The sequence below is a fragment of the Clostridium sp. Marseille-P299 genome (assembly GCF_900078195.1).
Taxonomy (GTDB): domain Bacteria; phylum Bacillota; class Clostridia; order Lachnospirales; family Lachnospiraceae; genus Lachnoclostridium.
This window is the reverse complement of the sequence record NZ_FJVE01000007.1, coordinates 1,836,611-1,849,855: the sequence shown is the minus strand read 5'-3', so window position 1 is coordinate 1,849,855 and position 13,245 is coordinate 1,836,611. Positions and strand designations below refer to the sequence as shown.

Genomic DNA, 13,245 nt, shown 5'->3' with positions numbered 1-13,245 from the left:
ATTGGGTCCCAGAATTGCTTTCCATGAATTTACCTTCCTCCATATATCCAGATTTCAGCCATGCCTAAACCATATAACACAGTTCCATCCGCTATATATTTCGTCAGTACTTTCATTATTCTTATGCGGTATGTTATCGAAAAAGCTTTTGATATCGCAATCATAAATATGATTATATCCATGCTCTACGTACCACAGTATTATTTGCATTACTCTTTCTATACCTCTGTCTGGTCGATAGCCACAAGAGCATTTATATAATATTCCATCGTCAAACTTCGGACTTAATATATTCACTACACTTTGCTGAATTATCCTGTCCTTGATTACTGGTATTCCTGGTCTTTTGTCTCCATTTTTCTTCGAAATGTATACCCTTTTTACTGTTGTTGGCTTGTATCATTTGTTCTGAGTTCAAGCAGAATCTGAAGTACTTTCTTTTCCTCGTCTACTTTAAAGTCTTCTATGGTTTCTAAATCTATTCCGCCACAGCCCTTATTCTTTTCTACTTGTTTCCAAGCTGACATTAACTTTCGGTCGAATAAAATCTGTCCGTAAATACTATGCCATTTCATTTTTAGTTAATCATTCATTACTATCCTTGTCCTCCTTATGTTCCTTTGGTTCGTTTTTTCCGAAGCATCGTTGCCATTTGCATTATAATAAGTACTTGACTTGGTCTACAAAGGTCAACCCCCTTCCATTCATCATGCGTTTGGTCACATAATTACTTCTGTACTATGAGATTGTCTGACTCCCTTATATGTTGACATAATTTCGAATTATTCTTATATATATCAACCCTTACGGCAAATATATGGGTCTCACAGGGTCATCGCACCTTCCCTTCTAACATACCGAGCACCTACACATGGCAACCTCCATTTATCCGACTGATTCATTTGAATAAATGATTTAGATTTCTCGATTTTTCGCATGGTCATCAACTTGCATTGCCGCTACATGTGCTTCACTTTTCGTTTCGGTCTGCTAACCGCCTACGGGTCTCTCGACTTTCCGCATCTCCTTCAGACATAACCTTACGGTGATGCTCTAGATTAGACTTACCGATTTGCATCAGCGCTCACGGGTAGAGACTTTCACTCTAGAGAAAACTTGTTTTAAGAACTCTTGATTCGTGTTTGCATCCGCATCGTAATCGCTGTACCTAATACACAAAATAGTCCTAGACTAAACTAGGGCTGGTGCGACTGCCTGTCGCACAAAAAGATCAAAGTTGTTAATCTTTGATCTTAATAAATATACATTTTTTATTTTATTTAATAATATAATTTTCTTTAACCTTATAGAATATTTAAACCATTGTAAAATAAGGGATTAGTAAAGATTTTTGGATGAATAATAATTTTCTATAACTTGATTAAGATAATGAGGTATATCATAATACTCTTTATTCAATAAATGTCGATTGACAACTTTGTGGAAATATATTTGACAACAATTTGTAAATATTGCATTCCTGATGATGATTGCTCTTTCTAGGTTCACTTAGATTGACAACAAATTGGAAACAAATAATCCATCTCGTGGTATTTTATTATATTCGCATGAGAAAAGTCTGACATAATTATAGAAATATGTATTCAGATTGACTTGTAATTGTATATATGTGTTCAATCTTTAATCTTTTTAATATCAGATATAACGCATATTAAAAAGATATTTGGCTATCGAGATCAATAAAAAGTATATATAATAAGTTGTATATTCTCATATATGTAATAATCTGTTATTAGCATCTGTAAAACACCTGGAAGGCATAAAAATAGTCTTTCAGGTGTTTAAAGTTGCTTCGATATGTTTTATCTATCCAAGGTTCAGAAAGAGCCATAGACTCTACTCTCTTACTTTAAATATAGTAAGCTTTTTGAAAGTAATGCCAACTATAAAGTCAAATCGTACTCGCAAAAACTCTTAATAAATCTGGATAGATTTCTCCTTCTTTGCTTTGACAATTAACTCTGTCTTGATATCATTTTATCACTTAGTATTATTTTCGTAAGAACGCACTTTATTGTAATATACTACCCGAAAAGATACTTAGTCATAATCTGCTACTCTCGTAACTCAATAAGGAGGATATATCTTATGGATTTTAATGTTTCTGTCCATTACAAAGTACTGGAGATGGAAATACTTCACCTTCTTTTACACGCAATTGTCAAAATCACATGATTCTGATGGTCCTTCAAATTCTATTGTCGCGTGTCGTATTTCTTCTTCTTTCAGAATGGCACGTATTTCACCCTTTAGTTGGGAAAGTTCTTCCATTGACATTGATGTCTTTAACACGACATGCATCGTAAGCACATTATATTCTTCATCTAATGACCAAATATGCAAATCATGTACATCTTCAATTTGTTCCAGAGCTTTGAGATCTTCAATAATGTGTTCTTGTTCAATCTCTGCCGGAGTACCCTGCAATAGAATTGGCATTATCTGCCTAATGTTCTTTGTTACGTTGAACAATACAAAGATGGCAATTCCAATAGACAGAATGGGATCAATAATTGTAAGCCCGGTAAAATATATCACTGCGGACCCTATTAACACCCCAGCCCACCCCAATACATCCTCAAGCAGATGAAGTGACACAACCCTTTCATTGATTGAGCTTGCTTTTCGCGTCCGTAATACAGCAATTCCGTTGATGGCAATACCAATTACAGCAAGTATAAACATACCGCCTGCATTGGTTTCTTGCGGAGAAAACAATCGAGGGATAGCTTCTGTTAATATATAAATGCTCCCAACAGTCAATACAGTCGAGGTAATAATTGCTCCTAATAAAGAGAAGCGCTTATACCCGTACGTGTATTGATTCGTGCTTCCTTTTTTGGACTTTTTCTGAAAATACCATGCAAGCGCAAGAGACAAACTGTCTCCAAAGTCATGCACGGCATCTGACATAATAGCAATACTGTTTGTCAGAATTCCTCCGATAAGCTCAATAAAAGTAAATGAAAGATTTAGAAAAAATGCTAAACCGATATTACCATCACCGCCATGTGAATGATTATGACCCTGATGGCTCCCGTGATTATGTGCCATAACATTTCTCCTCCTTTTTGGGTTTTGACAATTAACCCTGTATTTGAAATATACACTTTATAGTAATATACTATCCAAAAAGATACTTAGTTATTATTGGTACTTTTACAGCTTAATTAGGAGGACACAACTTATTGATTCAAATGATATCAATCAAAACTGTCCCGTATCAGCAACAATCAAGCTGATTGGCGGAAAATATAAAGCTCTTATATTATGGCACTTGACCAGTCATCTTCTGCTCTTTAACTCAATTAAGGATCGGCGGTTAATAAATTTACTTGAATATTCATACAGCTATACGAATATTTGTGAAAAGGCCTAAGCTTAGATAATATCGCATTTTGCGATTAATATAGAAACTAGAAAATAACGAGAGGACTTCTAAAATACATTTGATAACTTTTCCACTCAGGGAAATGTTCATAAACCTTTTTAGTAGTCCCCTCTATTACTTTTGGTGCAGCACAGAAGATAAAGGAATTTTCTTCCGCCATACCTTTAGGTATTTCCTCTGAACTCTTGCTTCTTTATAAGCAGAACATATCTGGAAAAGTATTCGATGCTGTATGAAAATGCTTTATTGTAGAATTGTTATTTTTGCTGTCATTGCTACTATGAAAATTTAGGTTATGTTTTGAGAGTCCCAGATAAAATATCTAAAAAGTGAAGAAAAGAAAATGAAATACAAAATATTCAATCTCCTTGAGTAAAATACTTTGCTTGTGCATTATATAACTTAGCATACAAATTTTCTTTATCATAAAGCAATTCATCGTGGCTTCCTTGTTGTATAATTTCACCTTTATCAACCACTATAATATGGTCGCAAAATATGCAACTACTCATTCTATGTGAGATGTATATAGTTGTTTTATTTTGAGTTAATGCACCAAATTTTTGATAAATCTCATATTCACTTGCCGGGTCAAGGGCAGATGTTGGTTCGTCTAATATAATAGTGGGAGAATCTTTATAGATGGCTCTTGCTATTGCAATTTTTTGGGCCTCTCCGCCACTGATTTCGATACCATCTTCATCATAGTGATATAGATTGGTTTCAAGGCCATTTGGTAATTTTTCTATTTTATCTGCTAGCCCTGAAAGCTTTAATGATTGTAAAACTTTTTTATCTTCCGGGTTCTTTGAAGCTGCTATATTTTCACGTATTGGTAAAGCAAATAGGCGATAGTCTTGAAATACAACGGAGATAAAATCAATATATTCATGATAATCATATTCTCTAATATCAATTCCATTTAAAGTTATGTACCCTTCTGTTGGTTCATATAATCTGCACAATAATTTAATTAAGGTTGTTTTACCTGCACCATTTTTTCCGACAATGGCAATTTTCTTTCTATCATGTATTTTACATGATATATTTTTCAGAGTATACTGTTCACTATTATTATACTTAAAGGATACGTGATGAAATTCAAACTGAAAACCTGCTAACTCCACATTTTTTATAGAGTATTTCTTGGTTAAACCCATATTTGCCTTGCTTTTCATGTGAAGAAGTTCATAAAAAGCCATTGTAAATTCATTTTGCAGCTTTATTTTCTGTCGTATTTTAACGATGTCTACCAGCGAAGCATGAAATAAACTGATAACTCCTATGTAACCTGATAGCTCTCCAATTGTAATAGCTCCGGATAGCATTTTAAATATAACAATAATATAAGAAAAAAAAGATTGAATAGAATCACTGAACTGGCTTAATGTGTCATAATTTATTTGCTTATCAACATAATACTTCTGATAAAAATCTTTTGCTATCTTCATATTTTTGTGATGATAATGAATTAACAAATCTGACATATGAAAGATACGAATGTCTTTTCCAGTAGAATAGTTGAGGAATACTTTGTCTGTAAAATAATTTAATCTTCTTTCTACTGTTGTTTTCTGTTTAAATACCTCTGAATCATTTCTTTTCATTTTCTTAGCCATCGATGCAGATAAATATAAATTTATAACAGTAAGACCGGTGAGAAAACCTATAGATACAGGAAAAGAAGCTATAAAGTCAACAAATGGGTTACCGCTAATGGATACAGAAAAGCACATGCCAATGATAACAGAAATAGATGTTACCACTCGTAAACTTGATTCAAGTAATTGAATATAATACATGATAAAAGAATAGTATCCGCCCATATACTCCATTGCATATTTCGCATCAGAGATTTTTTTTAACATATGAGGGTCTTCCATCATTTCAAAATCAATTTCCATAACTTTTTCTTGAATTACACCAATCATGTTCTTTTCCATTTTATTTGCTTTATATTGATTTATGGTTTTAACAAAATCAATGAATATACCCAAAACTAAGTTACTAATAATTAGCATTGCAATGAACGGTATCAGTTCGTTTAATTTGCCGGACAATACAAGATCTATTATTCTTGCAATAAAATATATCTCTACAAAGGGAAATGCTGTAGAGAGAATGGATTGTAAAATAGATAAAGGTATCATTGTTTTATCAAGGGTATGCAAGAACAATAAAGCTTTTATACTATTTTTATCAATTCCTAATATGTTTAATCGTTTATCAACCAATGGTATATACTCCTATGCTAGAAAAATAATGTTGCAAAAAATCATTATATTACAGTAATTTATTAAGCCTCTTTTTTATAATAGGATGCCTGCAAACTATATAGTTCTGCATATTTCCCCTTATTCTGCATTAATTCATTATGAGTCCCTTCTTCAATAATACGCCCTTGATCAAGCATTACAATTCTATCGCAAAATTTAGTTGAGTTCAGTCTGTGAGAAATAAATATGCTTGTCTTATCTTTTGTTAAGGAAGCATACTGTTCGTACAACTCATTTTCAGCTAAAGCATCTAATGCTGCTGTTGGTTCGTCTAAAATAATAATTTTTGCATCCTTATAAAGACATCGTGCTAACATCAGCTTTTGAGTTTCACCACCGGATAACACCACACCATCTTCATCCAGTTCTTTTAGCATCATACTGTCTAATCCATTTGCAAATTCATTCACTTTTTCTGAAAGTCCCGCCTTGGCGAGGCAGGAATGTACTTTATTTATATCAATTTTATCTTCCATACAACATGCTACATTTTCTTTGAGAGAAAGTGCAAAAACATTGAAGTCTTGAAAAATTGCAGAAAAAAGATTGGTATAGTCATTATTTGAGACGCTATTAATTTGAGTATTGTCCAAATATATTTCTCCGGATGTAGGGGGATATAGGCCACATATAAGTTTTACCAATGTGGTTTTCCCTGCTCCGTTTAATCCAACAATGGCAACCTTTTCGCCCTTTTTAATTGATAAATTAAAATTATCAAAGATCTTCTTATTTCCGTTGGGAAATGAAAAGGATATATTGTTAAGTCTCAACTTATTTGTAAATGTTAGTTTTTCATTTTCACTTTTTTGAACCTTATTTTGGTCGGTATCCATTTCTAGGCAATGCCTTGTGCTATTTACCAATATATTGTTTGATTGTAAATACTTAATACTATTGAAAATATCCATCGTCCATTGATTGATGCCAATCATCAGCCCCAAAGTGAGCACGAAATCACCCGCAGTTAGTCCATTATTTACTTCATAAAAAATGGCAATGAAGATTATAATATACTTCACTGCTATCAGCAATCTTTCGAAAATCAAGACGATTTGATTTAATTTAGCTTCTTTGCGTGACCAAGATAAGCGATGGTTTATCAGGGTATTGTAAACATCTGAAAGCCATACTTTCATGCGATACATTCTAATATCTTTTGCATTTTCAGATGAAATTGTTTGTGTGGATATATATCTTAGTTTAGTATCAATCTTCGTCCAATTATTTTTATGATTATAAACCCATTTTGAACTCAACATATTTACGAATATTGTGCAAGAAGATACAATTACTAAAATAATAGGTAAAATAATGTTTACTCGGTATGCGGTTAGCACAGAGTATGCAATCAGTCCCAGAACAGCTTGTATAAGAGTTCGCAAATCAAGAAGTATATGCTGAAATCCCTCATGATCCCCATCAAAATAGGAATCAATTCCTGCATCAATTGTGTTTCGTCCTGACTCCGAATCTATATTTTCATAGTTTGTTGATATAATATGCTTGTAATAATCCAATCCTTTAAACATTCGTGTGAAACTAATAGAATTGTCTATACGGCTTTTGAATCGCTCGCTAAAAATACTGATAGCACACATGAAAATAAAATAGATGCTTAATACTAAAAAAATATCAGTGTAATCTTTTTTTAATGATAAAATATTTATAACAAACGCCGGCAAAAGGGTTGTTAAAAACGTTGCCATAATACCGGATAAGATTATTATGGTTGCACAGATTATATATTTGTACAAAGAAGTTCCTAATATATATTTATGCGTGTATACAATGTTTTTAAAGGTGCTGTATTTTTTCATTTTCATATGCTCCTTGCTACAAGTTAAAACATCTGAATAGCAAAAACTAATGTCCTCATGGTTTCTACCACACATATCAGTAAATGGAGTATATATACAATCAGTCTACATCCTTATCAATCGGAATAAGTTCTGGGATTTCAATTCCATCATCGTTCAACAGATACTGAATTTGATAATTTTGCTTTACTTTTGTACTTGTTCCATTTTCATAATAATAATCATATCCTGTAATTATTATATCTTCGTCTTGGTTGTCTATTATATAATCAATAGGTCTTCCCCAAATCCCGGTTACATAATAGGGCTCATCATTAGAGAAACTCCAAAAGTACGTGAATGGTATTTCACCATGCGGTCCTTTTTCTTCCACTAAAATAAATACTTGCTTTTTTTCTTTGCTTCCAAGTATTACTGCATAAATATCACCAGTCGGGTCTACAGCGGTATTTTTTCCATCAATCTCATTGATACGAACAATATAGTCTTGATGGTGAGTGTTGTCTGGATTATAACAAAAAGTGATTGATTCTTCGATTCCATCCATATTTAAATCAAGGAGAACTCCCTCTTTCGGTAATTTAATAATTCCACCATTGTATAATTGTTGTTTTATTTCATTAGATAATGAAACTGTAGGCTTATTGAGCCGACTTTCAGACCAAATTTCAGACCGAATTTTATTAGCTATCTCTTCTCTATTAAATTGATTTATACTATCTACAGATTTTAAAAATAATTCACTTTCACCAATTTCAACTGACTTATCATATAATTCCACATACTTTTCTATCAAGGCATTTAAATCTTTGTATTCATCATTATATAAATCTTCGTTGGAAACTTTGTTTGAAGGTATTTCGTTTGATCCAACATTATATAAATCTTCGTTGGAAGCTTTGTTTGATTCAACAATACTAATTTTTTTTTGTTCTATTTCATTCGTAAAAGTTTGTTTATCATCTTGTTCTAATTTTTTATTACATCCTATTAATAAAAGTGTAAAAATTATACTAAAAAATATATTCATTAGTTGTCTTATAACTATCCACCTCTTGGTATAATAAAGTCATAGCCATAGGCTATGCTAATTCTTAATCATTCACAGCAACCCGGATTTTCTTGCTCGTGCTGCAATAAAAAAGGCAGAAGAGTCCGACTCCATGAAATCTCACACATTTCTTTAGTCCGCCGGAAACTATCACGTTCCGCTCTTCTTTCACCTGAAAGTCTGATTTAAAGGAAACATTTATATGTAATAGGAACTTTAAGCGCTCGACAAATTGGAATTTATTGTTGTAAATATCCTTTTTGATTGAAATAGTTTATATAACGCTTTTTCTGTGTTTCTATCATTCCTTCTGAATTTATAAACGAAATAAAATCTGATTTATTTAACCATTTATACGACATGGTTTCTTCCTTTTGAAGTGTTATAGATGTTTTATCACAATCTGTAATGCACAAGAAAGTATAGAAAATACACTTATCATCATCGTAAACAAAACTGCCAATCTCTTTAAAGTTTTCCGAAATAATTCCCGTTTCTTCAAGTAATTCTCTTTTAATACATGCTATCTTGTCCTCACCTTTAAGTGCAGATCCTCCTGCTGTGGCTTCATAATATCCACCATAATTAGGTTTAGACAAGTCACGTCTCATAAGCAAATAATCGCCGTCCTTATGTTGAACAAGAACTTCGCATGCCATATGATACAAACCATCTGGCAATACAGTTCCACGAACTAAATCTATATTAGCACGTGTTCCATCTCTAAAATATCCATCCCAAACTTCCATCACCAATCCCCCTACAAATTCTGAATTGTTTGTTATTTTACATAATTTATTACTTTAAATAATAATAGGTATCTAACTACTCACCTATTTAGATATGTTGGAATTTGTCGAATCTTCTTTACTTCGCTGCATATTCTGTAAACACTTTTGCCACAGCAATCTGTGTACGTAGCTCTTTGGGTAAAGGTGGGGAGAACGGAAGCGATTCTTGCATGATTATGTTGGCAATTGCGTCTCTCAGCTGTACGGCATCAGAAGCAGCGAGATCTGACAGCGATCTTATTCCACAATGAAAATACAGTTCAGCTCGAATTGCTTTCACGCCGGGCAGACGCATCAATTCCATAAGAGATGATATCTCATCTTTAGTTCTGCATTCTGCATCGGGAATATCCTTAATACCCTTTCCTTTATAATCATAAAGGCACAGAAAACGTCTAAATAGTTCTACCATATCTGAATCGGGCAACCCCGCTTCTATCAACGCTTTATCGGACAAGATAAAACAAGCATTTTTTGTTATACAGCCTTTATCCAAAAGATTATTTAATAGTTGAACTTTATACTGAATCAATGGAAAGTACCGTTGCAAAATGCAATCCTCATTGAGAAGAAGTCCTATGCCCTTAATATGATAATTAGAATTGACATTGTTATTCATTTCTTGATACCTTTCCAAATTTAAATTTCTAAAAGATAGTTCTCTAAACACAATAAATTTAACTATTCTGGTATATTAAATCGTTGTTCCTTTCTATTTCTTTCAACTTATATTGATATAGTTTAATTATCTGGTCAAACTCGTTAATAGGAAGAACCATTTATATGTAATAGGAACTTTAAGTTCTCGACAAATTGGAATTTATCGTTTTCTTTGCAATAATAATTTCAAGCCTAATATAAATACGAAACCACCAAGTAATATAAATGAAAGCCATAGTATATTCCAGTATGGGGAAGTCACATCATACATATTTAATAAGAGTTCATGCCAGAACTTCAATCTTGTCACTATAGCAAATAAGTATTTTCGTTTTTATTAAGATAATGAAAATATCCCACAAACGCTTAAATTTAAAGGGTAAATGGATGATTATAGTTATGTCGTTTATTTTTGGTTATCCCGACTACAACCACGTTGCGCTTACGAATAAAAAGACATACTTTTCAAGCTAAAATTAATCATAATTAAACGGTATATCCATTTCTTTTAGCATGATGATTTGTTCATCTTCTAATAAAAATGTATATGTCTTTCATGTGAGCATATAGAACATATCAGCTGACTTTGTTTGTAAAATCCTGGGTCTTGAAGCATGGTATCATTTTGAAAGCAATTCGTTTTATTTAATTCTCCATGTTGAATTAAATAATCAATCATATTCTGATCAATTATAAATTCGTATATTTTATATAATCCTCCTATTGTACAATGAGAATTTACTGTGAATTTCGATCCTATAAAACTTTCATTTGGCAATGTCATTGTACCTCTATACTTGGTGTTTCTCCTATTCTTTAAATATTGTTTTAACGTTTTATTTATCTTCTCTAGTTCAATATTGTCATAAACCTTTAATCGGTCAAAATATTCATATACATTTTCTGAAGTATGAAATTTATTGAGTAACTCATTTTGATAGTGTATATCATCAACAAATTTTGCTCGTCTTATTTCATCTTCTATAATAAATTCATTAGAAAAATCCTTCATTGCTTTTGAATATTCTTCATAATTTAAATCATAATCATCATCAAGGAGTATTGCATAAGTAACGATATCACAATAATTTTTTAAAAAAACAATTATTTTTCTTCTATATTGCTCATTAACCATTACATTATTATCTATATATATTTTTTTCATTTATTTACCTCTCCCATATAATATGATATGGCATATAAAAAATATAGACTATTAATCAATTATGATTATGATAATACAATGCCTTTTTCTAATTTATTTCCTTTTAAAAATTCTTTTACCTCAAGAGGTTTCCCCCCTGGAAACTGTAATATTTCTATCATTAGAATACCGTTATTGGTGGCGACTGCAATTCCTTCATCATTTGCATCTATGATATAACCAGGTGGGTTCATAATATTTGCCTCTATTGACTTGGATTTGAATATTTTCATTGGAATATCTTTATAATAAGTATAAGCAGTTGGCCATGAGTTTATATTTTTATATGGCCAGGAACTCAATCCCCTTATTAAATTATGTATGTTAATACTACTGTCATTCCAATTAATCTTTGCCATTTGCTTGTTTAACATCTGTACATAAGAACTTCCATCATTCTGTTGTTTTACCCCACAAATTTTACCTGTAATAATTCCATTTATTGTTTCCTCTAACAGTTCAGCACCGTTTATTTTCAATAATTCGTACAATTCTCCTGCTGTCATAGATTCAGATATGTCAAACTCACTTCTCATAAGAATATCACCCGTATCTATACCAGTATCCATTAGTATAGTTGTATTTCCAGTTGCTTTTTCCCCATTTATTAAAGTCCAATTTATTGGTGAGGATCCTCTATACTTTGGGAGGAGAGATGCGTGTAGATTAATGCATCCGAGTCTTGGTATATCAAGTATTTGCTGAGTTATGATCTGACCATATGCTACAACAATAATAAAATCAGGTTTTATTTCTTTTAATTTATCAATAATTACAGAGTCTGTTTTTATTTTTTCGGGCTGAAAAATTGGAATTTGATTCAATAATCCAACCTCTTTGATTGGTGAAATTGCTACCTTATTGCCTCTTCCACTTGGTTTATCAGGTTGTGTTACAATCGCACTTACATCATATTTTTCTATCATTTTTTTTAATGAGGGAACTGCAAAATCAGGAGTTCCCATAAAAACTATTTTCATTATTGATACCTCCCTTTGATACTACAAAATATATTTTGTAGTTGTTCATTAGTTACACAATTATCCCCCATAAATAAAGACAATAAATTGAAATAGTGAACAATAGCAAATAACTGTGGATTATTCAAGTTCTCGACAAATCTTATTTTTCTATTACTATGCGGATTTTATTTCAAAATATAATTGGTAACGCATTACTCTTCTATTTAATCATTTATAATAGTTAATTTAGTATGTATTTTTAATATATCATTTAATGGGAAAGATTTCAAATTATTTATAGTGAAAGATTTCCTTTTTTCTGAAGAATAAATGATGAAACGACAAAACTAATTAAAGTTTATCTGTAGTTTTTAATAATTCTTCGACATTATAAAGACAATATCAATTGCCGTTTTAGCAGTAATGTTGATATTATTAATATAATGAAAAAACCCTTCAAACACTTAAGTTTAAAGGGGGAATGAATGATTTGTGATTTACTAAATTTGTTTTAATCTTATATAAAGAAAAATCAGTATAAGGAAATTCTAACCATAACTTAAATTGCCTGGTATTTTCTATGCCAAATTCTGATAAGGCAAGCAAAAAGAAATTTCTATTTCTCTTTTATTCCAAATGCAATCCAACGTCCATCAATATCTTCAACAATAAACTCTCGATTATTATAATCTGTTTTTTGAAGCTCTCGAACAATTTTTGCTCCTTTTTCTATAAATTCATTTTGAAGTGCTTCTTGTTCGTCTGTAATAAAATATGCGTCCTCCCCATAACCGTACAATTCTCTGTTCGGATATACCTTGTCAGTACGTGCCACTGTCAAAATAATTTCAGTATCATCACGGTATAGGCAAATATGTGGCTCTTTTACATCTAAATATTTTACTGCGCGGAATCCCATTACTTTCTCATAGAATTCAGACGTTCGCTCAATATCAGGAGTAGGAAAAACAGAAAGCACACTATAAAGATACTTTTTCATACTATATAAATCCTCCATTTGTTTAAAATATAAATAATCACAAGTTCGTAATTGTAAAATATTGTAATC

11 protein-coding genes are annotated in these 13,245 nt (G+C 31.7%); all 11 read right to left on the bottom strand.

All coding sequences use genetic code 11. From position 1 onward, the window contains the following. Positions 1-54: 54 nt before the first annotated feature. A complete protein-coding gene (locus BN4220_RS20540) occupies positions 55-312 on the bottom strand; it encodes a hypothetical protein (RefSeq protein ID WP_242867843.1) in 258 nt (85 codons plus the stop codon). 68 nt (positions 313-380) lie between these two features. After that, a complete protein-coding gene (locus BN4220_RS20535; protein ID WP_066718688.1) occupies positions 381-575 on the bottom strand; it encodes a hypothetical protein in 195 nt (64 codons plus the stop codon). A 1,594-nt stretch (positions 576-2,169) separates the two neighbouring features. Beyond that, positions 2,170-3,075 carry a cation diffusion facilitator family transporter gene (locus BN4220_RS15985; protein ID WP_066718685.1) on the bottom strand — a complete coding sequence of 302 codons (906 nt, stop codon included), beginning with the start codon at positions 3,073-3,075 and terminating at the stop codon, positions 2,170-2,172. A 696-nt stretch (positions 3,076-3,771) separates the two neighbouring features. Further along, the gene (locus BN4220_RS15980; RefSeq protein WP_066718682.1) at positions 3,772-5,646 is read right to left on the bottom strand and encodes an ABC transporter ATP-binding protein; all 1,875 of its coding nucleotides are present in this window, start codon (positions 5,644-5,646) and stop codon (positions 3,772-3,774) included. Positions 5,647-5,708: 62 nt separating this feature from the next. Further along, entirely contained in the window at positions 5,709-7,514 is a 1,806-nt protein-coding gene (locus tag BN4220_RS15975) for an ABC transporter ATP-binding protein (protein ID WP_197467948.1), read from the bottom strand. Positions 7,515-7,608: 94 nt separating this feature from the next. After that, a complete protein-coding gene (locus tag BN4220_RS15970; protein WP_066718670.1) occupies positions 7,609-8,538 on the bottom strand; it encodes a hypothetical protein in 930 nt (309 codons plus the stop codon). 260 nt (positions 8,539-8,798) lie between these two features. Further along, complete coding sequence (locus BN4220_RS15965; RefSeq protein WP_066718667.1) at positions 8,799-9,308, bottom strand: NUDIX hydrolase; 510 nt, start codon at positions 9,306-9,308, stop codon at positions 8,799-8,801. A 118-nt stretch (positions 9,309-9,426) separates the two neighbouring features. Then, complete coding sequence (locus BN4220_RS15960) at positions 9,427-9,969, bottom strand: DUF4332 domain-containing protein (protein ID WP_066718664.1); 543 nt, start codon at positions 9,967-9,969, stop codon at positions 9,427-9,429. A gap of 573 nt (positions 9,970-10,542) precedes the next feature. Next, entirely contained in the window at positions 10,543-11,175 is a 633-nt protein-coding gene (locus BN4220_RS15955) for a hypothetical protein (protein ID WP_066718659.1), read from the bottom strand. Between the two features lie 65 nt (positions 11,176-11,240). After that, positions 11,241-12,194 carry a methionyl-tRNA formyltransferase gene (gene fmt / locus BN4220_RS15950; RefSeq protein ID WP_066718656.1) on the bottom strand — a complete coding sequence of 318 codons (954 nt, stop codon included), beginning with the start codon at positions 12,192-12,194 and terminating at the stop codon, positions 11,241-11,243. A 598-nt stretch (positions 12,195-12,792) separates the two neighbouring features. Continuing rightward, a complete protein-coding gene (locus tag BN4220_RS15945; protein ID WP_066718653.1) occupies positions 12,793-13,176 on the bottom strand; it encodes a VOC family protein in 384 nt (127 codons plus the stop codon). Positions 13,177-13,245 lie beyond the last annotated feature (69 nt).